The organism is Kribbella qitaiheensis (assembly GCF_014217565.1).
In the GTDB taxonomy this organism is placed as follows: domain Bacteria; phylum Actinomycetota; class Actinomycetes; order Propionibacteriales; family Kribbellaceae; genus Kribbella; species Kribbella qitaiheensis_A.
This window is the reverse complement of record NZ_CP043661.1, coordinates 448109-471840: the sequence shown is the minus strand read 5'-3', so window position 1 is coordinate 471840 and position 23732 is coordinate 448109. Positions and strand designations below refer to the sequence as shown.

Here is a 23732-nt window from a genome sequence, read left to right as displayed (position 1 = left end):
TAGCTATCCCTTGACCGCGCCGATGATGACGCCCTTGGTGAAGTGCTTCTGGATGAACGGGTACACCAGCAGCACGGGGATCACGGCCAGCACGACGATGGCCATCTTGATCGCCAGACCCGGTGCCGGTGCCAGTCCGAGAGCCGGCGACGAGGTGACGCCACCGGCGCCGCTGGGCAGAGCCTGCTGCTGCACGATGTACGTCCGCAGTACGAGCTGCAACGGCCATTTGCTGTTGTCGTTGAGGTAGAGCATCGCGTTGAAGAAGGCGTTCCAGTAGCCGACGGCGTAGAAGAGGCCGACCACGGCGACCACTGCCTTGGACAGCGGCATCACGATCCGCGTCAGCACGGCGAACTCGCCGGCGCCGTCGATCCGGGCACTGTCGATCAGCTCACCGGGAATGCCCATGAAGAAGGCGCGCATCACGATCAGGTTGAAGGCCGAGATCGCGGTGGGCAGGATCAGCGAGCCGTAGCTGTCGATCAGGCCCAGCGAGTTCACCAGCAGATAGCTGGGGATGATCCCGGGCCCGAACAGGAACGTGAGCAGCACGATGAACAGCAACGGCCGGTGCCACAACGATCCCGGCCGCGACAGCCCGTACGCTGCGAGCATGGTGATCAGCAGGCTGAACGCAGTACCGACGGCCGTGATGAGGGCGCTGATCACGAGCGCACGGGTGACCACTCCGCCGGATAGCAACTGGACGTAGGCGGCGATGGTCAGGTCCCGCGGTACTACGACCAGCCCACCCGCGCGGGTGACGGCCTCGGTGGTCGACAGGCTGGTGACGACCACGACGTACAGCGGGAAGGCGACGGCCAGGAAGACCACTGCCAGCACGACCGGCTTGCCTACCCGGCCGACCAGCGTCGGCTCCTCCTCCCAGACCGGCCGTTCCGGGTTGCGTGGTCGCCGGGTCAGGGCGGCGACTGGCTTGACTGCTTGTGAGCTCATGAGCGGGAATACACCCCCTGCTCGCCCACCAAGTGAGCGAATTTGTTGGCGACAAGGACCAGCACGAGGCCGACGACGCCCTTGAACAGACCGGCTGCGGCGCCGTAGCCGAAGTCACCGGCCAGCAGGCCCTCGAAGTACACGTAGGTGTCCAGCACTTCGGCCGCGTCGGCCCCGACGGCGTTGCGTTGCAGGATGAACTGCTCGAAGCCGACCGTGAGGGAGTCACCCAGCCGCAGGATGAGCAGCAGCACGATCACCGGGCGCAGGCCCGGCAGGGTGATGTGCCACAGCCGGCGCCAGCGGTTGGCGCCGTCGGCCGCCGCGGCCTCGTAGAGAGCCGGGTTGATGGTGCTCAGCGCCGCGAGGAACACGATCATGCCCCAGCCCGCGTCCTTCCAGACCGCCTGCGAGGTGACCAGCAGGATGAAGGAGTCGGGCTTCGTCATCAGATCGACGGCCTGGAACCCATGGCCACGCAGGCTTTGGGCGAGCAGACCGGCGCCACCGATCATCTGCTGGAACAGCGATACCACCAGCACCCAGGAAAAGAAGTGCGGCAGGTAGACGACGCCCTGGATGAAGGTCCGGACGCGCACTGACAGCACGCTGTTCAGCAGCAGCGCCAGCAGGATCGGGATGGGGAAGAAGAACACCAGCTGGAAGGCGGTGATCGTCAACGTGTTGAGCAGCGCCTTCCAGAACGCCGCCTCGCTGAACAACCGGCTGAAGTTGGTCAGGCCGATGAACTCGCTGTCGCGGATGCCGACGTACGGCGAGTAGTCCTGGAAGGCGATCACGTTGCCGAGCGTCGGCAGGTAATGGAAGACCAGCAGCAGGACGATCACCGGGGTCACCATCAACAGCAGCGGCCAGTCGCGCCGCAGCCTCAGCCGCCAGTTCGGCCGGCCGGCCCGACGCGGTGGCGCCGGAGCCGGTTTCTGCTCGACCGGTGCGCGGACCTCATCGACCGTTGTCACTGAGCACCTTCGCGTAGAAGTCGCGGCCCTCGTCCCCGCCACCCGAACGCCAGGCCTGGACCGCCGTCTTGAGCTCCGAGACCGGCCGCCGGCCCCGGAGGATGTCCTGCAGCTTGTCGTCGAAGGGCTGGTTCAGAGCGGCCATCTTCGACGGCGCCTCGACCCGGATCCCCTCGAAGGGGTTCTTCTCGAACCGCTTGCAGGACTCGTTCTGCCAGGCGCTCATCGCCTGGACGTAGCCGGGGTACTGGCTCTGGGTGATGACCTCGGGCCGTCCGCCCAGGAAGATGTAGGTGTTGGCGACCTCCTTGGTCCCCAGCGCGGTCAGCTTGGGAGCGCCGGAGCTCTCCTTGATGTAGTGCTTGCCCTCCTGCCCGTAGGCGGCGAGCTGGTACTCCTCGGTGCCGAACGGGGCGGCGGTGTAGTTCAGGACGCCGAGCAGTTCCTTGATGCGCGCCTCACCGAGGCCCTTCTTGACGAAGGTGAAGATGCCCGCCGGGTCGCCGCTCCAGACGATCGCCTCTCCGCCGTCGTGCGCGAACGGCATCACGGCCTGCATGTCGAAGGCGGGGTTGATCGGAAGCTGCCGCTGCAGCGCCTCGGCCCACGATCCCGGACCGTCCTGGTACACCAGGATCTGACCGCCCTCGAAGAGTGGCTTCTGATCGGCGCTCGCGTTGCCGACCACGGTGGGGTGCACGTACCCCGACTGGAACAGCTTGCGGGTGAAGGCCACCGCCTCCTCGAACTCCGGGCTCTCGATCTTGTTGATCAGCTTGCCGCTGGAGTCCTTGCGCCACCCCGCCGGTGCCCGGAACGCCCTGGCCACCTCGTCCATGATCGAGCCGAACGCCCAGCGGTTCGCCTTGGCGTCGGTCAGTTGCTTGCCCAGGGTCAGCAGGTCGTCGGCGCTCTTGGGCGGAGCGGCGCCCAGCTTGGTGAACAGGTCCTTGCGGTAGAACAGCGCCCAGGGCAGCCCGTTGCCCGGGAACGGCACGGCTTTGAGCTGCGAGTTCCAGACCCCGTACGCCCAGGCGCGGGTCGGCAGATTGGCGAGCATCGGGTACGCCGCGGCCTTGTCACCGGCCAGATACGGGGTGAGGTCCTCGAAGAGCTTGTCGACCGCCTGGCCGAACCGGGTCTGGCCGGAGATCTCCCAGCCCGGGATGCAGAGCAGGTCGGGCACGTTGCCGGCCGCGAGCACAGGTCCGAGCTTGTCGCCGTACTCGCCGCCGTTGACCACGTTGAAGCGGACCGGAGCGCCGATCCGCTCGTTGTTCACGTCGAAGTAGGAGTTCTTCCCCAGGCCGGGCGGCAACGGGCCCCACAGCGGCGTCATCGCGCTGACCTCCTTGCCGCTGGTCACCGGCTTGTCCGGCAGCGCCCGGACCAGCTGTGCCGGGTACTTCGTGAACGCCGGATCCGCGCCGTTGAGGCCCGCCAGGTCCGGCTTGACCGGTTCGTAGGCGATGTACTTCGGCAGCAGACCGGTCAGCTTGTCCTCTGTCTCGGCGCGGCCGCCCGCCGAGCTCGCCTTCGAGCCGGAAGAACAACCGGACAGGGTCGCGCCGCCGGCGGCGACCGCGGTACCGGCTCCGAGCAGGGACAGGAAGGTGCGGCGGTTCGTCGAACCGCCTCCAAGTCCGTTCACGATGATTTTCCTTCCAAGCTGGGAACGGGGGCCGTCCCGGAGTAGAGTTAGTTGGGCTGGTAGCCAAACAAATTAGCTCACCCCAGATCGCCCCACAAGGTGTAGAACTGATCCGTCGCCGCATCCCGCGCCGACCGAGCCGAACAGGACGGACCTTGACCACTCACACCGCGGACCACACCGACGTTCGCGCCACCAACCTGGCCGCGGTACTCCGATTCCTGCGCGCCGAGGCCCCTTGCTCCCGGGCGGCGATCGCCACCGGGACCGGGCTGAACAAGGCCACCGTGACGAGCATCGTCGGCGACCTGATCGGCCGGCGGCTGGTCCGGGAGACCGAGCAGACCCAGAACCATGTCGGCCGTCCGGCCACCCTGCTGGTGCTGGACGGTTCGTCGTACGCGGCGATCGGGATGGAGATCAGCGCCCGCGGGCTGACTGCGATCGCCTACGACGCGGCCGGCGATCAACTACTCCGCTGGCACCGCTCCGGCCCGGCTGCTGACGCCGGTCCGGCCAAGGCCATCGCGGCACTGGCCGCGCTGGCTCGCCGCGCGGTCACGGCGGTCCATTCGTCCGGCCGTGACGTGCTCGGCCTGACGGTCGGGGTGCCCGGGCTGATCAACTACGAAGGCACCGTCGTGCTGGCCGCCGGACTGGGCTGGCGAGACGTCGAACTGGGCAAGGACCTGGTGCAGGCGCTCGGCCGGCCGGCCTTCCCGGTGCTGGTCGACAACGACGCCAATCTCGGCGCACTGGCCGAGCATCGCTACGGCCCGCACACCGGTAGCACCAACCTGATCCATCTGACCGGCGACACCGGTGTCGGCGCCGGCGTGATCTGCGACGGCCGCCCGCTGCGCGGCCATCTGGGCTATGTCGGCGAGATCGGCCATCTCCAGATCACGCCGGACGGTCCACTCTGCGGCTGCGGGCGGCATGGCTGCCTGGAGGCGGTCGCCGGTGTTCCCGCGATCCTCGCCCGGCTCGATCCGGCCGGCCTGCCGGACGCCGACCCGCAGGTCGGGACAGAGCAACTGGTCCGCCGCGCCGAGGCCGGCGAGACGGGCACCCTCGAGGTCCTGTCCGAAGCCGGCACGATGCTCGGCCGGGGTGTCTCGGTGCTGGCCAACATCCTCAACCCCGAACTGATCGTCCTCGGCGGTTCGTACGCGGCCCTGGGACGCTGGCTGCTGCCGGCCATCGAGAAGGAGCTCGCCGACGACGCGCTGGCACCCGAGGCAGGCGGCTGTCAGGTCGTCACCTCGACCTTCGGCCACGACGCGACGGCGATCGGCGCCGTCGCCCGCTCCCTGGACAGCCTCGACTCCGGCCGGTTACCGGCCGTCTCCGCACTGAGATCTTGACCGTTGCCGCCGAGGGTGCGACGCTCTCACTCACCCGCTGATCGAAGCGCTTCGATCGCCTGCCGTCCGGCCCGCCCAAACCGCCCGGCACGGTCGTCGAAGCGCTTCGACCCTCCCTCAGCCCGACACCGTCAACCGACGACGACCCCGTTCGGAGTGCGATTCGATGAGCACCTCGCCGCCCAGCCAGGTCCCGCAGCCGTTCCGCGACCCGGCCCGGAAGCTGCCGGAGCGGTTGGGCGACCTGCTCGACCGGCTCAGCCTGCCGGAGAAGCTCGGCCTGCTCCACCAGCATCAGGCGGCCGTTCCGCGGCTGGGCCTGGCCTCGTTCCGGACCGGCACCGAGGCACTGCACGGGGTGGCCTGGCTCGGCCCGGCGACTGTCTTCCCGCAGGCGATCGGGCTGGCCAGCAGCTGGAATCCGGAGCTGGTCCGGGCGGTCGGGTCCGCGGTCGCCGACGAGGTCCGGGTGTTCCATCACCGCGACCCGGTGGGAGTCAGCCTGAACGTCTGGGCGCCCGTGGTGAACCCCCTGCGGGACCCTCGCTGGGGTCGGAACGAAGAGGGCTACTCCGAGGATCCGTGGCTGACCGGCGTACTGGCCGTCGCCTACGGCCGGGGCCTGATCGGCGACGACGAGGCGACACTCAAGACCGCACCGACGCTCAAGCACTTCCTTGCCTACAACAACGAGACCGACCGGTGCACCAGCTCGAGCAACCTGCCGCCCCGGGTCCTGCACGACTACGAACTGCCGGCCTTCCAGGCACCGATCGCGGCCGGCGCGGCCGTCGCGATGATGCCGTCGTACAACCTGGTGAACGGACGGCCGGCCCATCTGAGCCCGCTGATCAACGACGTCGTCCGGACCTGGACCGAGGACGACCTGCTGGTGGTAAGCGATGCCGGCGCACCCGCGAACCTGACCGAGCTCCAGCACTACTTCGACGACGCCGAGACCGCCTACGCGGCCGCGCTCAGGGCCGGGGTGGACAGTTTCACCCAGGACGACAGCGACGCAGGGCCGTCGCTGCGGCACCTGTCCGGCGCACTGGAGCGGGGGCTGCTGACCGAAGCGGACATCGACCAGGCCGTCAGGCATGCTCTGGCCGTGCGGTTCCGGTTGGGTGAGTTCGATCCGGTCGAACTCGATCCGTACGGCTCCCCCGCGGCCGACGTGGTCGGTTGTCCGGCGCACCGGCAGTTGGCACGGGAGGCTGCCCGGCAGTCGATCGTGTTGCTGAAGCACGAATGCCAGGTGCTGCCGCTCAGCGCCGAGACCACCCGACGGGTCGCGATCGTCGGCCCCCTGGCCGATGTGCTCTTCCAGGACTGGTACTCCGGCACCCTTCCGTATCAGGTCACCGCACGGACCGGGCTGACCGAACGGCTCGGACCGGACGCGGTGGACTTCTGTGAAGGTGTGGACCTGATCGAACTGCGGACGAACGACGGCTGTCTGGGCACCGAGGAGGACGGCTCCGTCACGCTGGCGACGTCCGGCGCCTTCGACCTGTTCGACTTCGGCGGCGGCGCCTGGACGCTGCGGTCGGCGAGCACGGGGGCCTACCTCACGGTCGCCGACAACGGTTCGCTGACCGCAGACCATCCCGGGCCGAACAGCTGGGAGGTCAAGGAGACCTTCGAGCTGGTCGCCACCGGCCACACGACCACGGTCCTTCGACACCGCAACAGCGGCAGGTTCGTCACCATCGGTCCCGACGGCCGGGCGATGGCGACGGCGGGGGACGCCGAGGCGGCAACGGCTTTCGAGCTCGTCACCCTGATCGACGGAGCGACCCGTGCAGCCGAGCTCGCGGCGGCCGCCGACGTCGCGATCGTTGTCGTGGGCAACCACCCGCTGGTGAACGGCCGGGAGACCGAGGACCGGGCCTGCCTCGAGCTGCCGGCCGGTCAGGAGCGGCTGCTCCGGGCGGTCCATGCCGCAAACTCCCGGACCGTGCTGGTGATGTCCAGCAGCTACCCGTTCTCGATCGAGTGGGCCGACGAGCACGTGCCGGCAGTGCTCTGGTCGTCCCATGGCGGCCAGGAGTACGGCCATGCGCTGGCCGAGGTGCTGTTCGGGGACTTCGACCCGGTCGGCCGGCTGCCCCAGACGTGGTACCGGTCGACGGCCGATCTGCCCGACCTGTTCGACTACGACATCGTCGGCACCGACGCGACCTACCTGTACTTCCGCGGTACGCCGCTCTACCCGTTCGGCCACGGACTGAGCTACACGACCTTCGCGTACTCCGACCTGCAGCTGAGCACGACCTCCGTCCCGGCTGACGGCGAACTGCTGGTCAGCCTCACCGTGACGAACACCGGGACGCGCGCCGGACGCGAGATCGTCCAGCTTTACAACCATCAGCAACGGTCCCGGGCCAAGCAGCCATTGCGGCAACTGCGGGACTTCCGGCAGGTGTCGTTGGCGGCAGGCGAGAGCTCACTGGTGGAGTTCTCACTGCCCGCGGCCGACCTCGCCTTCTTCGACGTCACCCGCAACCGGCGTTGTGTCGAGACGGCGCGGCACAGCATTCTGGTGGGCCGATCCTGCACGGACATCAGACTGACAGCCGCCTTCGACGTACTGGGTGAGCGGATTCCGCCGCGTGCGGTCTTGTCGATGCCCTTGCAGGCGACGGCGTTCGACGACTACTGCGCGGTGACCCTGACTGATGCCGCGCCCGACCGCGGCGATGCGGTGCGGTCCCTCGAGGACGGCGCCTGGCTGCTGTTCGAGGATGTCGACCTGGCTGACGGGGCCACTCGGTGCACGGCGCTGGTCGCCGCCGAGGACAACGGCGGGACGATCGAGCTCCGGCTCGACGATCCGCTGCACGGCCCTGTCCTGGGCACGCTCCAGGTGCCGTCGACCGGTCATCGGCACAGCTGGGTTGAGAGCGGGACCCCACTGGCCGAAGCTCGCGGGGTCCACGCGGTCTACCTGGTCTTCTCCAGCGCGTCGCTCGCGCTGCGGGAGCTCAGCTTCGAACGGTGACGGTGAATCGGTCGCAGCTGCCTTCAACCACCCGGGCAGCTGCCTCACCGCCGGTCAGCGTCAGCTCGACGACAGCGCGCGTCTCCCCGTTCGGCCCGGGGAGACGAACGCGGCTGACCTGGCCCTCCGACGGGCTGAACCAGCGCAGCTCCACGCCGTCGGACCAGTCGTAGTCGGGCCTGTCGTCGACGGCACCGAAAGGGATCACCGCACCTTGACGAACCAGCACCGGCAGGCTGTCGAAGCCGTAGGTCTGGGTGATCCAGCGACTTCCCGGCACCTGCTCGCCGGTCAGCAGATGCGTCCAGGTCCCCTCGGGCAGGTAGTACCGAACCTCGCCGTCCTTGCTCATCACCGGAGCGACCAGTAGATCCGGGCCGAGCATGTACTGCCGCTCGAGGTACGCCACGCCCGGATCCGTGGGGAACTCCAGCACCATCGGCCGCATCATCGGCGTACCGTCGGTGTGCGCTTCCTCGGCAACCACTGCCAGATAAGGCATCAGGGACAGCTTCAGCTTGGTGAAGCGACGCAGTACGTCGACCGCTTCCTCGTCGAAGGCCCACGGAACCCGGTACGAGCCGGAGCCGTGCAGGCGGGAGTGTGACGAGAGCAGACCGAACGGCACCCACCGTTTGAAGACCGCGGCGTCGGGGGTCCCCTCGAAGCCACCGATGTCGTGGCTCCAGTAGCCGAAGCCGGACGACGCCAGGGACAGGCCGCCCCGCAACGACTCCGCCATCGCCTCGAAGGTCGACTCACAGTCGCCACCCCAGTGCACCGGGAATTGCTGGCCACCGACCGTCGCCGACCGTGCGAACAGGACTGCGTCGCCCGCACCACGGTTGTCGGTGAGCAGGTCGAAGACCGCCTGGTTGTAGAGGTGCGGATAGTAGTTGTGCATCCGCTCCGGATCCGAGCCGTCGAACCAGGCCACGTCCTCGGCCGGGATCCGTTCACCGAAGTCTGTCTTGAAGCAGTCGACGCCGAGGTCGATCAGCGCCTGCAGCTTGGACCGGAACCAGGCGGTCGCGTCGGGATTGGTGAAGTCGACGATCGCCATCCCGGCCTGCCACATGTCCCACTGCCAGACCGAACCATCCGTCCGCTTGAGCAGATAGCCGAGCCGCCGGCCTTCCTCGAACAGAACCGATCGCTGCGCGATGTAGGGGTTGATCCACAGGCTGATCCGCAACCCGCGCTCCTTCAGCCGGCTCAGCATGCCGGCCGGGTCGGGGAACGCGATCGGGTCCCAGACGAAGTCGCACCAGTGGAACTGGCGCATCCAGAAGCAGTCGAAGTGAAAGACGCTGAGCGGCAGGTCGCGGGACGCCATCCCGGCCACGAAACTGCTCGTCGTCTCCTCGGTGTAGTCGGTGGTGAAGGAAGTCGACAGCCACAGGCCCATCGACCAGGCAGGCACCCGGGCCCGGCCGACCCGTCAGCCCGGTGTAGCGGCGCAGCACGTCCTTCGGTTCGGGACCGTCGATGACGTAGTACGTCAGCTCCTGGCCCTCGACGCTGAACTGGTTCCGCGACACCACCTCCGAGCCGACCTCGAAGGAGACTCTGGCCGGGGTGTCCACCAGTACGCCGTACCCGGCGCTGCTGAGGTAGAACGGCACGTTCTTGTAGGCCTGCTCGCTGGAGGTGCCGCCGTCGGCGTTCCAGATGTCGACGACCTGGCCGTTCTTGACCAGCGGCCCGAATCGTTCGCCGAGGCCGTAGACCGTCTCGCCGACGCCGAGCGCGAGCTGCTCGTGCAGGAACTGCCGCCCCCGGTCGTCGGTGATGAGGCCGATACTGCGCGCGGCGGAATCGGTCAGCAGCCGGCCGTCCCGCTCGAACCGCAGGTCCCAGGGTCCGTCCAGCCCGATCACCGCCGTGAGGTTTCCGCTGGTCAACCGCGCGGTCTCCGAGTCCACCTCGATCTTCACCGGGTGGGTCTCTTCGGCGGCCAGCTCGAAGGCCGGCCGCGGCGGCAACCCACCACTGTGATGCTGGATCCGGACGCCGATCACCCCTGCCGCCGGTGAGGTGACCGTGATCGTGAACAGCGGCTGGTTCAAGGTGTCGCCACGACCGACGATCTGCTTCGCGGGGGCGTGGACGACCAGGGATCGCTCCGTGGTCTCCACGCTCTCGACCGCGGCCGGACGCAGCCGGGTCAGCCCCGGACGCAGCTGCCAGTAGCCGTCTGTGAACTTCATCTGGTTGCTCTTTCGAGAGTCGGTGCCGGGTCACTCGACCGCGCCGACGACACCGCGGGTCAGAGTGCGCTGGAGGATTCCGGGCCGATTGTCGAAGCGCTTCGTCGAAGCGTTTCGACACAATTTAGGTCACCGCCTGCGACCGGTCAATACCGCGTACCGCCGGGTCGCGGCAGGCGGCGGTTTCGCTGATTGGAGCTGGGCCCGTTAGGGTCACGCGGGTGTCCATTTTCGATGTCGCCGCTCCTGACCACGATCTTCCGGACGTAGAGGACCGCCCCTGGCGCGAAGTGTCCGATGTCGGCGTGGCCACCGCGCGGATCGAGTGGGCGGGTGCCGCCCGGGAGATGCTGCTCGTCGCGGCCAAGAAGTACCAGGCGCTCGTGCAGCTCAAGGACATCGCCGCCGGCGTACAGGAGCTGACCCGGATCCGGACCAAGCAGCCGACCCGGCAGTGGATCGGTGGCGTGCTCGCCGAGGTCTCCGCGGAGAGCCTGCGTCGTGGTGAGCCGATGCTGTCGGCGCTGTGCGTCAACCCGGACGAGAGTGTCTTCGACGGGTACGCCGCGATCGTGGGTGCGGCGACCGGCACCACTCCCCCGGACCCGGATGCGCACGCTTCGCACGCGCGCCTCGCCAACTACCAGCACTTCGAGGCAGCCGGCCTGCCCGCCGGTGGCGGCAGCGCGATGATCCCGCCGAAGCTCGCCGCCGCCCGCGCGCGAGCCCGCAAGGCCGCGATCGCCGAGCGCCCGATCAACAAGTGCCCCCAGTGCAACCTGCAGACCCCGGCCAACGGCATCTGCGACACCTGCGACTGACCGCGGCTACCGCTTCAGCGGGACCTCGACGGTGAAACGCGGGCGCAAGGACGCGGGACCGAGCAGACCGGACGGGATCGTCTGGCCGTGGCTGTTGGCGCCGGTGTTGGTCCGCGTCCAGGGCGGTTTGTCGGCGTACCCAGGTAGGGTCCTGAGCCGTGGACGTTGGGGAGCGGATTCAGGAACTGGCTGATCAGATCGTCGTACTACGCGACGCCTACTACCGGGGTTCGCCGTCGGTGGCGGACGCGGAGTACGACGTAATCGAGGACGAGCTACGGACGCTGATCGAGGCGAATCCCGAGCTGGCGCCCGACCCGAATCCGCTGGAGCAGGTCGGCGCGCCCGCGGTGCTGCACGCGCCGATCCGGCACTCGCGGCCGATGCTGTCGCTGGAGAAGGCGACCCGCCCCGAACAGGTGGAGGCCTTCTTCAGCCGCTTTCCCGGCCAATCGGTGGTGGTGATGCCGAAGCTGGACGGTCTGTCACTGGCCCTGGTCTACGAGAACGGCAAGCTGGCACGGGCGATCACCCGCGGCGACGGCACGACCGGCGACGACGTGACCCCGCTCGTACGGGCATTGGCCGATGGAGTCCCGGACCGGCTCGATGTGTCGGGCCGCATCGAGGTCCGCGGCGAGGCAGTCATGCTGCGCTCCACCTTCGTTGCCTATAACAACACTCACCCGGACAAGCCCCTGATCAACCCGAGGAACGCCGCCGCCGGCACCCTGCGCGCGAAGGATCCGGCCACTGTTGCCGAGCGGCGCCTCCAGTTCCTCGCCTTCGACCTGCTCAGCGACGCCGACAACACGGACGCCGATCTGGATCGCGCGCTGCAAACGCTCGGGTTCACCGCCGCCGAGATGCGGCATTGCGCTGACGCCGCCGCCGCGCAAGCGGTGATCACCACGATCGAGCAGCAGCGCAACAAGCTCGATTACGACCTGGACGGCGCCGTACTGCGACTGGCCGATCGCGACGCCTTCGCGGCCGCCGGGACCCGGTCCAGCTCGCCGCGCGGCGCGATGGCGTTCAAGTTCGCCGCCGAGGAGAAGACCACCGTGCTGGCCGACGTGGTCTGGGACGTCGGCAAAACCGGCAAGATCGCGCCGGTCGCGTGGCTGGAGCCCGTCTTCGTGGGTGGTACGACGGTCACCCGCGCGACGCTGGCCAACCAGGAAGTGATCCGTGCCCGCGGCATCAAGATCGGCGACACAGTGCTGGTCCGCCGTGCCGGGGACGTGATCCCGTTCGTCGCCGGCGTGCTCGATGCCTCCAAGCGCACCGGTGAGGAGCGAGACATCGTCCCGCCCTCGGTGTGCCCGTCGTGCCAGGAGCCCCTGACCGAGCAAGGCAACAGCCGCGAACTGTTCTGCACCAATGTGGCCTGCCCCGCCCAGACCGTACGGCGACTGATCCACTGGGCGTCCCGGGCTGCCGCCGACATCGACGCCATCGGCGGGGTCTGGATCGAACGGCTGGCCGAGGCGGGAATCCTCGAGCACCCGTCGGACTTCTACCGGCTGACCAAGGAAGGGCTGCTGGAGTTCGACCGTATCGGCGAGATCTCGGCGGCCCGGATGATCGACTCGATCGACACGAGTCGTCAGGTCGGCCTCCGCCGGGCGTTGATCGGCCTCGCGATCCCGATGGCCTCCGAAGGCACCGCGACCAGGGTCTGCCGAGCGGGATTCGGTTCGCTGGAAGAGGTTGCCGACGCGGGCGTCGACGGGCTCGTCGCCGTCGAGGACATCGGGCCGAAGGTCGCCGCCTCACTGATAGAGCACCTCACCCGGCTGCGCCCCGAGCTCGAACGCCTCCGCGCCGCCGGCGTCTCTCTGGACGTCCGCGAAGAAGACCTCCCACCGGTCGTCGCGGCCGGCGCACCGCTGGCAGGCAAGACAGTGGTCGTCACCGGCTCGATCAACGACCCACGCTCCGGCGAGAAGGTCGCCCGGCCAGCCTTCCAGCGACTCTGCGAGAAGGCGGGCGCGACCATCGCCTCGTCCGTCTCGGCCAGCACCGACCTGCTCATCACCGGCGCCGACGTCGGCGCCGCCAAACTCACCAAGGCCGAGAAGTTCGGCGTCACCGTGGTGGACCAGTCCGAGATCTGGCAACAACTCCAGGAAGCCGCCCTACTCCCCCGCTGAGATCCCAGCGGCCCTAGCGGTAGTAAGGTCCGGCACCCGACCACGCTCCAAACGCCCACCCCACCCTCAAAATCGGTTCGGCACCCACAACGGCCCCTCAGGTGGATCGAGCTCAAGAGGCGGCTGCTCCCTCCTCTGGGGGCGGACCTCGGAGACGGGGGGAATCCCAGGATCCGAGAGGGCCGTCCCGACCGACAGGTAATAGCCGGTCCGTCGGATGGGAGCCACGCTCAGCCAGTCGGTATCCAGGGCGATCCCGGCGACCATTACCTGTCAGTCGGGACACCCCCTGCGCAACCAGCCCCTTCCCGACCGAATCCGGCAGGCTCCAGCTGGGTTGGAGCCCAGGGCGCGAACTGAACTCCTGCTGCCGGCGTCCCGCGTTGCTGAGGACGCCCACCTCGGCCATGCCGTCTCAGCCGGGCGAGGACAGGCCAGCACGGGGTGATGGGTACCGCTGCCGACTATCCGTGGCTCGCCATGGTCTCGGTCATGGGGAGGAATGACGGTTGTGCAGGCGTACCGGGCTCTGGCTGAAGGTCGGTGGGAGCGCTCAGGTAGGCCTGCCGGCACCAGTCCGCGACCTCATCGGCGGCGGGCCGGTCCGCTGGGCTCTTCGCGAGCATGCGCATAAGGTAACGCCCGAACCCTCTCTCGAGCCGGGCCGGGCAGGTCGGAGTTCCCGCCAGATGCTGGCGTAGTACGCCGGTCGGGGTGTCTGCGACGAAAGGCGGACCGCCGGTGAGCAACTGGTAGAGCACACAGCCCAGCGAGTAGATGTCAGCAGCCGGGCCGGCCGGCTCGTCCCTCGCCCGCTCCGGGGCGACGTAGTAGCTCGTACCGAGAATCCGCCCGTCGTGGGTCGGTTCACCAGCTGGATCCCCCAGAAAACAAGCGATTCCGAAATCGGCGACCTTGACGGTCCCGTCACCGGCCATCAACAGGTTGCTCGGCTTGATGTCGCGGTGAATCACTCCTTCGCGATGCGCCGCGGACAGTCCGTCGGCGGCCTGCGCGACGATCCGCGCGGCGGCCGGCGGACTGAACGGTCCCGATCGCTGGAGGACCGCCGCCAGAGTGCTCCCGACGACAAGCTCCATCACGAGAAAGAAGCTGCCCTGATGCGGCCCGAAGTCATGAACTCCGACGACATGAGGATTGTTGACCACCGCGGCCGCGTGAGCTTCCCGGTGGAATCTCTCTTCCACCGCGTCGTCGGCCCTGCCTTGCTTGAGCAACTTGACTGCCACCGCCCGGCCGAGGACCTCGTCGGTAGCGCGCCAGACCCTACCCATCCCGCCCTGGCCCACAACGGTTTCGAGCTGGTACCGATCCGCGACTCGCATCGTTACCTCCCGAGAACTGTTGTTTCCTCAGGTACCCAATTGATGCACAGAGCAACAGAACTCGACCGCTTGTGACAATGCCGCGAGCAAACCGAGACCAAATCGAGTCGATCGAAGCGACACTTGGCGTCAGTCGGCCGCGGTGAGGATGGCTGTTAGTGCGGCTTGGATCTCGGTGCGGAGCCAGGTGTGCGCGAGGTCGGTGTCGTAGCGCTGATGCCAGGCGAGGACGGCAGGTAGCGGCTCCAGCTCCAGCGGGATGGTCCGGGTCAGTAGACCGAGCGACTCCACGAAGCTGCGGCTCATTCGTTCGGGGACCACGACCAAGACGTCCGCGGTGCGGGCGAACAGCAGGGCTGCCATCGCTGTGGGGGCGGAACTGACGACTTTGCGACGAAGGTCGAGTGCCTGCAGCACGTCGTCCACCGGGTCGGAAAGCCGGCCGCGTCGCGACACCGTCAGGTGGTCATGCGCGGCATACAACTCGGCCGTGAGGTCGCCGGTCGCGCACGGATGAGCCCGGCGCATGGCGACGACGAGCCGATCGTGGCCTACCGTCGTGTGAGCGATCTCGGGCAAGGCCGGAATGGTCGCGCCGATCTCCAGATCCACCCGGCCGTGGCGCAGGTCGGCCGTATCGGTGGTGGCCTCGGACAGGAACCGCAGCCGGATACCTGGTGCGGTCCGCTGCAGGTCGGAGATCAGCCCGGGCCCGACTGCCGCGGTGACGATGTCGTGCCACTGCATCGTGAAGGTGCGCTCGAGAGTCGCCAGGTCGAGCTCCTGCTCGGCCGACAACACGGCGCGAGCCTCCTGCACCAGAACATGGACCTGCGCCTGAAGCGCCACCGCCCGCGGCGTCGGCGTCATTGTGCGACCGGTCCGGACCATCACCTGATCGTTCATCGCGCGGCGCAGCCGGCCGAGCGTACGACTCATCGCCGGCGGCGAGAGATGGAGCCGCTCCGCCGCACCGGTAACGCTCCCCGCTTCCAGCAACGCGTCGAGGGCGATCAGCAGATTCAGATCCAATTGCATGACGGTAAATCATACATTGCCTAGATTGCACTGGACGTCATCCGAACTCCGAGGTTGGGTTGAGAACACACCACCTGATCTTGGAGAACCTGATGACTGCCGAAACCACGCCGATCCCCGGCCTGACCGAGGACGGCCAGTTGCTCACCGCAACAATCGACGCCGTCCGCACGGCCGGTGAGCGTGTTCGTGAGCAATTCACCGCCGACGCCCGCCCTGCCGACCTGCCTGCGATCTGGGCCGCCCTCGCCGCCAACGACGCGATCTCCAACGCCTACCTGCGCGACGCGCTGCTCGCGGCCCGGCCGGGCGCCGGCTGGGTCGAGGAGGAACTCGACTCCAGCCTGCTCCCCGACGGGGAATGGTGGGTGACCGACCCGGTCGAAGGCAACGTCAACGCAGTCCACGGCCTTCCTGATTGGGCCGTGACCGCGACCCTGATCCGCGACAACCGCCCGGTGCTGGCCGCGGTGCATCTGCCGATGACCGGCGACACCTACACGGCGGTGGCGGGCGGCGGCGCCTTCCAGAACGGCACCCCGCTGAACGTGTCGGCCAAGTCCGACTTGCGCTCGGCGTACGTCGGGACCGGCCAGGCACAGCCGGGTGAGAACGCGGAGACTGTACGCCGGATGGGCGAGTCCACCTCGGCGATGCTCACCGACGGCTTCGTACTGCGAACGTCGGTGCCCGCCACCTTGCAGCTGACCCAGGTCGCGGCCGGCCGGATGGACGTCTTCTGGCAGTTCAGCGAGGTCCGGTCCGGCCTTGTCAGCGGCGCGCTGCTGGTCGCGGAGGCCGGTGGAACGATCACCGACATCCAAGGACGGCCATGGACCCTGGCCAGCGACGACTTCCTCGCCGCGGCACCCGGAGTACACCTGCAAGCCGTCACGACTCTGTCCGCCATCCGATGACCTCAGGGAGAACCACCATGACCATGACCATGACCATGACCACGATCGCCGTTCTCGGATCCGGACGCGTCGGAAGCGGACTGGCCGGAGCCTTCGCCAAAGCCGGCCACACCGTCGTCGTAGGCACCCGGGCCCAAAGCACCTCCGACTGGGCCGGTCCAGGAGTCACGTTCGCCGATCACGCCGCTGCCGTGAGGCAATCCGACATCGTCGTGAACGCAACTCCCGGCGACAGCAGCCTCGCTCGCCTGACCGCACTGCGCGGCGAGCTCGCCGGCAAGATTCTGATCGACCTCGCCAACGCGACCAAGCGGGTCGATGGCAGACCGGGCGAGCTGTGCTACCCGACCGGGAGTCTTGGCGAACTGCTCCAAGAGGCTCTTCCGGACACTCGCGTGGTCAAGGCCCTCAACACGATGCTCTTCAGCGTGATGACCGATCCCCACAGCCTGTCGGTCCCGCCGACCGCATTCCTCTCCGCGGACGACGCATCGGCAAAGGCCGTCGTCCGCGACCTGCTCATCAGCATCGGCTGGCCCGGCGAGTGGATCGAGGATCTCGGATCCATCACCACCGCCAGGGCCACCGAAGCCACCATGCTGCTGGTCACGGCTCTCGTGCAGTCGCGCGGTTTCCGCCCGATCGCCATCACCGCGGCCGGCTGAGCTACCTGGTGCCGGCTTCCGCCACGGACGCTTTCCGCAGTAGCAGGCCGATCGGCAGGATCGTCGTGGTCATCGCCAGCACCCCAGCACCACCGAGCACCGCCACCCAGCCGACCGGCGGCACGTAAGGCAACGCGCTTCCGGTCACGGCATGCACCACCGCGGTCAGGGTCACGGCCGCGATCGCGCCGCCGATCACGAGAGCGACCCCGAGCAGGCCGGCCTGCTCGGCGTTGACCATTCGCTTGACTTGGCGGGTGGTGACGCCGTTGAGGCGCAGTACCGCCAGTTCACGCCGACGCGCCAGCGCCGCCATGATCATGGTGTTCGCGGCGGACAGGGCGGCATAGCCGATCATCACGGCGATGAGCAACTTGTTGAGCCACGCACTGATGGCGAGATCCTTCCCCAGCTCCGCCGTGAGCTGGTCGGTCGGAACCAAGGCCGCGCCCGGAATCCGCGCCACGGCTTTCGCCAGTTCGGCCTCGCTGCCCGACGTCCGGATCAGGACCTGGTCCGGCGTCTGGCCGACGGTCGCCCGGTCCAGGACGAAGTCGCCGAATGCCAAGCCGCGTTCGTAGATCGCGGCGACCCGGAGACGTTCCGGCGTTCCATCGCCGAGCCACACGTCGACGGTGTCCCCCACCTTCCAGTGTTGCGAGGAGGCCTGGATCGAGGAGACCGCGAGACTGTTGCGGTTCACCTCGGCCAGACTGCCCTCCTTGACCTTGAGGTCCATCGTCGCGGCGGCATCGGCAGGATCGATCGCCTGCGCCGGAACCGCCTCGGCGTCTTCGAGAACCTTCACGATCACCGACGTACGCCGTACCGCCGTCGCCGCCTCTACGCCAGAAACGTTGCGGAGCGGCTCCGCGACATTCGCCGGCAGACCAGCCGACGAGACCACGGCGTACTGCGCGAGTGTCCCGGCGCGGACCTGCTGAACGGTCTGCCGCTCCAGGTTGTCCTGCAGGAACCACACGGATCCACCGAACCCGACAGCCAGAACCAGTGCCGTCAGCACGATCGCCATCCCCCGCGCGTTCGCGGTCAGGTTCTTCGAGGCGAGATACCCGCTGTTGCCCCAACCCGCGCGCAGGACCGGACCAAGCAATCTGGCGGCGGACGTGTTGATCCACGGAGCCAGCAGAGCGACAGCGATGACGAAGAGATAGAGCATGCCCATCGCGCCGGCGAGTGCCGCCTGCCCACCAGCGCCCAAGGCCACAGCGCTGGACGAGATGGCACCGACGAGAGATGCAAGGCCGAAGCCGAGACGCACCTTGCCACTGCGCGCCGGCTCGATCGCCGCATCGGCCAGTGCCTCGACCGGCCGGATCCCCGAAACCCGGCGAGCTGCCAGCAAGGCCGCGACCACCGCGAGCAGCATGATGATCAAGACGGCGGCCGGTGCTGCCAGGACGCCGACAGCCATCGGATAGCCGGTCGGCACGAAGTCCCTCGCGATGAGCTGATCTCCCAGCCACCGGCTCGCCAGCAATCCGGTCGGGACGCCGATCACCGAGCCGGCGAGGCCGATCACGGCCGCTTCGGCCATCAACATTCGCCGTAGCTGCCAAGGCGTGGCACCAGTTGCCCTCAGCAACGCCAGCTCGCGCCGCCGGCTCCGGATCGACAGGCCTACCGTGCCCGCGACCACGAAGACGATCAGCAGCACGATGTAGCCACCGAGCGCGGCACCGACCTGGACCAGGAAACCGCGCGCCGCGGCGATATCAGAGCGTTCGACCAGCCCACGATCGGCACCGGCGTACGCCTTCGCGGACACCGATGCGGCAAGCTTCTCGACGGCCGACGCAACGGCCGCCCGATCCGCACCGGCTGCCTCCACAATCCCGACGACCTCCACCTGACCGGGATGCGGTGCCAGCGCCGCCGTACGGGCATCGGTGAGGTACACCGCGTTCTCAAGCCCCTCAGCGATCCCGCTGACGGTGAATTCGTGCGCAACGCCGCCGATCACGAGCTCTGTCTGTCGACCTACCTGCGATGAGCCGTCGGTCGCGAGCTTCGCGCTCACGACGAGCTGGTCGTCAGCTACCGGCTTGCCGCCGGCAACGAGCTTGTACGGCGCCAACGCGGCGGCGCTCCAGCTGTGACCGGCCACCGGGCGGTTTCCCGCAGCCGAGGCGACGGCCGGAATCGACTGATCGGCGACGACCACGGAGACCCCAGGCACCTGCCGAAGCTGATCGACCAGGCTTTCCGGCACCGTGCCTGACTCGGGGAGACGAACCGTCGCCGTGTAGGGGTCGCCCCCGAATTCCTTGCCGGTGAAGGTGATGTCGCGCTTGGCGACGACGAGATCGGCACCTCCGTAGAGCTGCGGTTCCGGCCGATGCCGGAGTCCGGACTCCACCAGCGCGCCCGTCCCCGTCAGGATCATGACGCCGGCGGCGAGGGCGATCAGGGTGGCGAGGATGCTGCCCGGCCGATGCCGGACCAGACGCAGTGCGAGCCCGGTCATGCCTGTCCCCCTGTGTCAGCAGAGATGCGGCCATCGGCGAGCACCATCACCCGGTCCGCGTACGACGCTGCCACCTGGTCGTGAGTGACCATGATGATCGTCTGTCCGTGGTCGTCGACGATCGACTTCAGCAGTACGAGTACGTCGGCGGCGGTCTGTCCGTCGAGGGCTCCCGTCGGCTCGTCCGCAAAGACCACGGTCGGGCGCATCGCCAGCGCCCGGGCGATCGCGACCCGTTGCTGCTGCCCACCGGACAACTCGGCCGGACGATGACGCAGGCGTCCTCCGACCCCGACCCGATCGACGACCTCGGCCAGCCAGCGGCGATCAGGCCGTACGCCGGACAGCCGGAGCGGCAGCGTGATGTTCTCCTCGACGGTGAGCGCGCCGACCAGATTGAACGCCTGGAACACGAATCCGATCTTGGTCCGGCGCAACCGGGTGAGCTGGCTCTCCGACAGCCGGGACAGCTCGCTGTCGCCGATCCAGACTCGTCCGGAGGTCGGCCGGTCCAATCCGGCCGCCGTCTGCAGGAGGGTGCTCTTGCCCGACCCCGACCGGCCCATCACGGCGGTGAACGTGCCGCTACCGAAGGCCGCATCGACCCCGGCGAGAGCCGTAACCGGCTGATCGCCACCCTCGTAGATCCGGGTGAGGTGCTCCACCCGTACCGCCGCGACGCCGTTCGGCGCCGCTACTCGGGCCGGCTGGAGGCCTGGATCCATGGTTACCGACATCGGCTTGCCTTTCGGTCTTCGCGCATGCTGAGTGGATACCCACAACGCTACGAAGACCGGACCGCCGCCGACATCCCACCAACTGGCGACTCGGTGGTACAGCAGGCACTACCTTCGCTGCACTCCGTCGAGATAACGCAGCACCGCCGCGACCCTACGATCAGCCTGATCGTCCGGCGACAGCTCCAGCTTCGCGAAGATGCTGCGGATGTGCTTGTGGACGGCGCCCTCGGTGATCACCAGCCGCTCGGCGATCACCACGTTGCCGAGTCCTTCGGCCATCAGTGCCAGCACATCGCGCTCGCGGGGGCTCAATCGCTCGAGCGTGTGGTCCTGACGAGGCCGGGACAGCAACTGCCGCACCACGTCGGGGTCGAACGCCGTCCCGCCGGCCACGACGCGCTGCAAGGCGTCCAGGAATTCGTCCACCCGCCCCACTCGCTCTTTGAGCAGATATCCGAGGCGGCCGGCCCCACCCGCCAGCAGGTCGGTCGCGAACGCCTGCTCGACGTACGCCGACAGCACCAGCACCGCCAACCCCGGTTGACGACGGCGAGCCTCGACCGCGGCGCGGATCCCCTCATCGGTATGGGTCGGTGGCATCCGGACATCGACGATGGCGACATCTGGACGATGCTCGTCGATCGCGGCCAGGAAGGGCTCGACGGAGTCCGTCGTCGCCACCACGTCAAGAGACTCGGCCCGCAGCAACTGTGCCAGTCCCTCTCGGAGCAGCGCGTCGTCCTCGGCGATCACTATCCGCATGGCAACTCCACTTCGATGATCGTCGGGCCGCCGGCCGGACTGGTGAGGGTCAGCCGGCCGTCGAAGGCCTCGACCCGGCGGCGGATCCCGGTCAGCCCGGTCCCCGCGTCCGCATCGGCTCCACCCCGGCCGTCGTCCTGGATGCGCAGGCTCAACTTGTTGCCCTCCTGACGAAGCACGACCCCGGCGCTGGTGGCTCCACTGTGTTTGGTGACGTTGGTCAACGCCTCCGCGACCACGAAATACGCCGTCGCCTCCACCGAGGCCGCGCATCGCGCGGTGACGTCGATCTCCAGGTCGCACGGGACACCAAAGCTACTGACGAGGTTCGTGAGCGCGCCGGCGAGTCCGCGATCCTCGAGTACCGGCGGAAGGATGCCGCGGGCAACCATTCGCAACCCGGCAAGCGCCTGCTCGGCGGCACCCTGCGCCTTCGCCAAGGCCGCATCCGCAGTTGCGGGATCCCGGGCAAGAGCGCGCCGCGCTGCTCCGAGAAAGACGCTCACAGCGACCAGGCGGTCAGTCGGGCCCGCTCCCGGTCCGCGATCGCGCGCGTCGCCTGCAAAGCGGAGGGGATCAGGAAATAGCCGATGCCGACAAGGCAGCTCGCGGCGACGATCAGCGTCCATACCAGTGCGGCCAAGGCCAGCAGCGCAGTACCCAGCCACCTACCAGGTGCTCGAGCGCATCGACCGCCGGCCCGAGCCGGGACAGCAGAAAACGCCTGCGCGGACGCCGGTCGTACTCCTCGACGGACATGCCACCTCCTCGTGAAGAACGTAAGGCACCGAGGATCGGTCCGACAGTTGGCGCGCCAAAGAGTACAGCCTGCTGTACTCCGGTCCGCCTGGCTGCTGGATGGTTCGGCGGCGGCGCCGTCCCTAGCGTTGGTGACATCCACAACGTCGCTGAAGGAGCAGTCATGGCCGACCGGTATCGCATCTCGAACACAGTCGAGCAGAACACCACCGCTCGACCTCAGAAGGCTCGGGGCTCGGCCCTTCGAACCGCGCTCTGGCTGGGGCTGTTCGTCAGTGGCGCGGCCTGATCGTGCAGAAGGTGACCGGCCGCCCGATCGGTGAGGAGATCACCCGCCGGGTGATCGAGCGCGCGGGCTCCGCGACACCTATTGGCCGGCCCTCGGCGACCAGCGGATCCTCGGCCCGCACCCGCACGGCTACTACAAGACCACCCCGGACGGCAAGGAAACCGACGTCACCGAGCTCGACCCGTCCCTCGGCTGGTCCGCCGGCCAGATGATCAGCACCCCCGCCGACCTGAACCGCTTCTTCACCGCGCTCATCGGTGGCAAGCTCCTCAAGCCCGCACAGCTGAAGGAGATGCTGACCACGGTCGACGCCCCCGACTTCGACGTCGTCGGCGGCTCCAGGTACGGCCTCGGAATCGCACAGCTCAAGCTCTCCTGCGGCGGCACCGCCTGGACCCACGGCGGCGACATCTTCGGCTTCGAGACCCGCAATGCCGTCACCACCGACGGCCGCGAAGCCGCCCTCGCGGTCACCGCGATGCCGACCACCATCGAGGACGCCAGGCGAGTAGCGAAGTCCCTGGACACCGCTCTGTGCAGCTGACCTCGATCCATCGACAGGATCAGTCCTCCGCCATGACGCGGAGGACGATCTTGCCGGTGGCTTGGTTGGTTTCACCGCGTCGGTGTGCTGCCGCTGTCTCGGCCAACGGGAACACCGAGTCGATCTCGACGCGCAGCTTGCCTTGGTCGACGAGCTCGGTGATCGCGGTGAGGGCCAGCCGGTCGGGCTCCACCAGAGTGAACTCGGCGTGGATTCCCCGCCGCCGCGCCTCTGCCGCGGCCGCCTCGTCAACGGGGAGGATGGAGACGAGCGAACCGCCGTCCTTGATCACTTCGAGCGAGCGGAGACTGGTGTCGCCCGCGATCGGGTCGAAGACCACGTCGACCGGCCGCGTTCGTAGTACGTCGGCGAAGTCTTCGTTGCGGTAGTCGATCACCTCGTCAGCTCCGAGCGAGCGGACGAACTCATGCTTGGGTGCACTCGCGGTGCCGATGACATACGCGCCGAGGCTCTTGGCGATCTGCACCGCCAGGTGACCGACGCCGCCGGCCGCCGCATGCACCAGCACCCGTTGCCCCGAGCGCAGTTGCCCGGTCTCGACCAGGCCCTGCCACGCAGTCAACGCGGCCAACGGCAGTCCCGCGGCCTGCTCGAAACTCAGCGCCTTCGGCTTGCGCACGAACTGTCGCGACTGGGCGACGACGTACTGCGCGTAGCCGCCGGGCAGCAGCGGGAACTTCGGCATCCCCAGGACCTCGTCGCCCACCCGTAACCAGGTCACACCGAATCCGACTTCCTCGATGACGCCGGCCACGTCGTAGCCCAGGATCGCCGGGAAGGCCTCGTCGCCGTTGTCGGTGCGGGATTTCCAGTCGGTGGGATTCACTCCGGCCGCGTGCACCCGGACGAGGATCTCGGTCAGGCCAGGTGTTGGCCGCTCCACCTCCCGCAGTTCGAGGACTTCAGGTCCACCACTGCGCTCGGCGACCACGGCGAGCATCATCTTCTCGTTCATTGACATGCCTCGAAGTCTTCCGCGCCGTTTGGGGCTTGCCTACTGGCCTGATGGACATC

Annotated in this window: 21 protein-coding genes and 1 pseudogene; 8 read left to right on the top strand and 14 right to left on the bottom strand. The window is 68.2% G+C overall.

Going from position 1 to position 23732, the window contains the following annotated elements:
• Nucleotides 1-3: 3 nt before the first annotated feature.
• Genes F1D05_RS02150 through F1D05_RS02140 form a run of 3 tightly spaced genes read right to left on the bottom strand, consistent with a single transcriptional unit; the run spans nucleotide 4 to nucleotide 3591 of the window.
• Nucleotides 4-960, bottom strand: coding sequence for a carbohydrate ABC transporter permease (locus F1D05_RS02150; RefSeq protein WP_185445740.1), 957 nt, complete (start codon nucleotides 958-960; stop codon nucleotides 4-6).
• On the bottom strand, nucleotides 957-1940 hold the full coding sequence (locus F1D05_RS02145; RefSeq protein ID WP_185445738.1) for an ABC transporter permease: 984 nt from the start codon (nucleotides 1938-1940) through the stop codon (nucleotides 957-959). The genes F1D05_RS02150 and F1D05_RS02145 overlap by 4 nt, the downstream gene beginning before the upstream one ends.
• A complete protein-coding gene (locus F1D05_RS02140; RefSeq protein WP_185445736.1) occupies nucleotides 1924-3591 on the bottom strand; it encodes an extracellular solute-binding protein in 1668 nt (555 codons plus the stop codon). Before F1D05_RS02140 ends, F1D05_RS02145 begins: the two co-directional genes overlap by 17 nt.
• A gap of 155 nt (nucleotides 3592-3746) precedes the next feature.
• Between F1D05_RS02140 and F1D05_RS02135 the strand changes: the two genes are divergently transcribed.
• Together F1D05_RS02135 and F1D05_RS02130 are read left to right on the top strand one after the other, a co-directional pair.
• Nucleotides 3747-4958, top strand: coding sequence for an ROK family transcriptional regulator (locus tag F1D05_RS02135; RefSeq protein WP_185445734.1), 1212 nt, complete (start codon nucleotides 3747-3749; stop codon nucleotides 4956-4958).
• Nucleotides 4959-5124: 166 nt separating this feature from the next.
• Nucleotides 5125-7962: a glycoside hydrolase family 3 protein gene (locus tag F1D05_RS02130; RefSeq protein ID WP_185445733.1), complete on the top strand. Its 2838-nt coding sequence runs from the start codon at nucleotides 5125-5127 to the stop codon at nucleotides 7960-7962.
• On the opposite strand, the gene yicI is transcribed toward F1D05_RS02130, so the two are convergent.
• Both yicI and F1D05_RS39590 read right to left on the bottom strand, forming a co-directional pair.
• Entirely contained in the window at nucleotides 7946-9370 is a 1425-nt protein-coding gene (yicI, locus tag F1D05_RS39595) for an alpha-xylosidase (RefSeq protein WP_246486371.1), read from the bottom strand. The genes F1D05_RS02130 and yicI overlap by 17 nt on opposite strands.
• Nucleotides 9371-9578: 208 nt before the next feature.
• Nucleotides 9579-10172: pseudogene (locus F1D05_RS39590) on the bottom strand (alpha-xylosidase); the annotation flags it as partial.
• 221 nt (nucleotides 10173-10393) lie between these two features.
• Here F1D05_RS39590 and F1D05_RS02120 point away from each other — a divergent pair.
• Together F1D05_RS02120 and ligA are read left to right on the top strand one after the other, a co-directional pair.
• The gene (locus F1D05_RS02120; RefSeq protein WP_185445731.1) at nucleotides 10394-10993 is read left to right on the top strand and encodes a hypothetical protein; all 600 of its coding nucleotides are present in this window, start codon (nucleotides 10394-10396) and stop codon (nucleotides 10991-10993) included.
• Nucleotides 10994-11151: 158 nt separating this feature from the next.
• The gene (ligA, locus tag F1D05_RS02115) at nucleotides 11152-13149 is read left to right on the top strand and encodes an NAD-dependent DNA ligase LigA (RefSeq protein ID WP_185445729.1); all 1998 of its coding nucleotides are present in this window, start codon (nucleotides 11152-11154) and stop codon (nucleotides 13147-13149) included.
• Nucleotides 13150-13613: 464 nt separating this feature from the next.
• Here ligA and F1D05_RS02110 read toward each other — a convergent pair whose 3' ends face one another.
• Nucleotides 13614-14495, bottom strand: a complete 882-nt coding sequence (locus tag F1D05_RS02110; RefSeq protein ID WP_185445727.1) for a serine/threonine-protein kinase — start codon at nucleotides 14493-14495, stop codon at nucleotides 13614-13616.
• 129 nt (nucleotides 14496-14624) lie between these two features.
• Nucleotides 14625-15533 carry a LysR family transcriptional regulator gene (locus F1D05_RS02105; RefSeq protein ID WP_185445725.1) on the bottom strand — a complete coding sequence of 303 codons (909 nt, stop codon included), beginning with the start codon at nucleotides 15531-15533 and terminating at the stop codon, nucleotides 14625-14627.
• Between the two features lie 92 nt (nucleotides 15534-15625).
• On the opposite strand from F1D05_RS02105, the gene F1D05_RS02100 reads away from it, so the two are divergent.
• Nucleotides 15626-16450 (top strand): inositol monophosphatase family protein, encoded by an 825-nt coding sequence (locus F1D05_RS02100; RefSeq protein ID WP_185445723.1) that lies wholly within the window; start codon nucleotides 15626-15628, stop codon nucleotides 16448-16450.
• 17 nt (nucleotides 16451-16467) lie between these two features.
• Nucleotides 16468-17115 carry an NADPH-dependent F420 reductase gene (locus F1D05_RS02095; RefSeq protein ID WP_206686046.1) on the top strand — a complete coding sequence of 216 codons (648 nt, stop codon included), beginning with the start codon at nucleotides 16468-16470 and terminating at the stop codon, nucleotides 17113-17115.
• 1 nt (nucleotide 17116) lies between these two features.
• On the opposite strand, the gene F1D05_RS02090 is transcribed toward F1D05_RS02095, so the two are convergent.
• The 6 genes from F1D05_RS02090 to F1D05_RS02070 all read right to left on the bottom strand — a co-directional run bounded on the left by F1D05_RS02090 (nucleotide 17117) and on the right by F1D05_RS02070 (nucleotide 21864).
• Nucleotides 17117-19603 (bottom strand): ABC transporter permease, encoded by a 2487-nt coding sequence (locus F1D05_RS02090; RefSeq protein ID WP_185445719.1) that lies wholly within the window; start codon nucleotides 19601-19603, stop codon nucleotides 17117-17119.
• Nucleotides 19600-20340 (bottom strand): ABC transporter ATP-binding protein, encoded by a 741-nt coding sequence (locus F1D05_RS02085; protein ID WP_246486370.1) that lies wholly within the window; start codon nucleotides 20338-20340, stop codon nucleotides 19600-19602. Before F1D05_RS02085 ends, F1D05_RS02090 begins: the two co-directional genes overlap by 4 nt.
• A 108-nt stretch (nucleotides 20341-20448) precedes the next feature.
• On the bottom strand, nucleotides 20449-21105 hold the full coding sequence (locus tag F1D05_RS02080) for a response regulator transcription factor (RefSeq protein ID WP_185445717.1): 657 nt from the start codon (nucleotides 21103-21105) through the stop codon (nucleotides 20449-20451).
• On the bottom strand, nucleotides 21096-21611 hold the full coding sequence (locus tag F1D05_RS02075) for a sensor histidine kinase (RefSeq protein WP_206686045.1): 516 nt from the start codon (nucleotides 21609-21611) through the stop codon (nucleotides 21096-21098). Before F1D05_RS02075 ends, F1D05_RS02080 begins: the two co-directional genes overlap by 10 nt.
• Nucleotides 21608-21748 (bottom strand): hypothetical protein, encoded by a 141-nt coding sequence (locus F1D05_RS38580; RefSeq protein WP_206686044.1) that lies wholly within the window; start codon nucleotides 21746-21748, stop codon nucleotides 21608-21610. Before F1D05_RS38580 ends, F1D05_RS02075 begins: the two co-directional genes overlap by 4 nt.
• A complete protein-coding gene (locus tag F1D05_RS02070; protein WP_185445713.1) occupies nucleotides 21724-21864 on the bottom strand; it encodes a hypothetical protein in 141 nt (46 codons plus the stop codon). Before F1D05_RS02070 ends, F1D05_RS38580 begins: the two co-directional genes overlap by 25 nt.
• Before the next feature lie 163 nt (nucleotides 21865-22027).
• Here F1D05_RS02070 and F1D05_RS41760 point away from each other — a divergent pair, with 163 nt between their 5' ends.
• Entirely contained in the window at nucleotides 22028-22153 is a 126-nt protein-coding gene (locus F1D05_RS41760; RefSeq protein WP_281388894.1) for a hypothetical protein, read from the top strand.
• 106 nt (nucleotides 22154-22259) lie between these two features.
• Nucleotides 22260-22697: a serine hydrolase gene (locus F1D05_RS02065; protein WP_206686288.1), complete on the top strand. Its 438-nt coding sequence runs from the start codon at nucleotides 22260-22262 to the stop codon at nucleotides 22695-22697.
• A gap of 19 nt (nucleotides 22698-22716) precedes the next feature.
• On the opposite strand, the gene F1D05_RS02060 is transcribed toward F1D05_RS02065, so the two are convergent.
• Entirely contained in the window at nucleotides 22717-23679 is a 963-nt protein-coding gene (locus tag F1D05_RS02060) for an NADP-dependent oxidoreductase (RefSeq protein ID WP_185445711.1), read from the bottom strand.
• Nucleotides 23680-23732 lie beyond the last annotated feature (53 nt).

Bases quoted from the DNA above. Each gene is read 5' to 3' on its own strand.
- F1D05_RS02060 (WP_185445711.1), bottom strand. From the start codon at position 23,679: ATGTCAATGAACGAGAAGATGATGCTCGCCGTGGTCGCCGAGCGCAGT.
- F1D05_RS02070 (WP_185445713.1), bottom strand. From the start codon at position 21,864: ATGTCCGTCGAGGAGTACGACCGGCGTCCGCGCAGGCGTTTTCTGCTG.
- F1D05_RS41760 (WP_281388894.1), top strand. From the start codon at position 22,028: ATGGCCGACCGGTATCGCATCTCGAACACAGTCGAGCAGAACACCACC.
- F1D05_RS02085 (WP_246486370.1), bottom strand. From the start codon at position 20,340: ATGTCGGTAACCATGGATCCAGGCCTCCAGCCGGCCCGAGTAGCGGCG.
- F1D05_RS02110 (WP_185445727.1), bottom strand. From the start codon at position 14,495: ATGCGAGTCGCGGATCGGTACCAGCTCGAAACCGTTGTGGGCCAGGGC.
- yicI (WP_246486371.1), bottom strand. From the start codon at position 9,370: ATGGGCCTGTGGCTGTCGACTTCCTTCACCACCGACTACACCGAGGAG.
- F1D05_RS02150 (WP_185445740.1), bottom strand. From the start codon at position 960: ATGAGCTCACAAGCAGTCAAGCCAGTCGCCGCCCTGACCCGGCGACCA.
- F1D05_RS02130 (WP_185445733.1), top strand. From the start codon at position 5,125: ATGAGCACCTCGCCGCCCAGCCAGGTCCCGCAGCCGTTCCGCGACCCG.
- F1D05_RS02080 (WP_185445717.1), bottom strand. From the start codon at position 21,105: ATGCGGATAGTGATCGCCGAGGACGACGCGCTGCTCCGAGAGGGACTG.
- F1D05_RS02100 (WP_185445723.1), top strand. From the start codon at position 15,626: ATGACTGCCGAAACCACGCCGATCCCCGGCCTGACCGAGGACGGCCAG.
- F1D05_RS02105 (WP_185445725.1), bottom strand. From the start codon at position 15,533: ATGCAATTGGATCTGAATCTGCTGATCGCCCTCGACGCGTTGCTGGAA.
- F1D05_RS02090 (WP_185445719.1), bottom strand. From the start codon at position 19,603: ATGACCGGGCTCGCACTGCGTCTGGTCCGGCATCGGCCGGGCAGCATC.
- F1D05_RS02095 (WP_206686046.1), top strand. From the start codon at position 16,468: ATGACCATGACCATGACCATGACCACGATCGCCGTTCTCGGATCCGGA.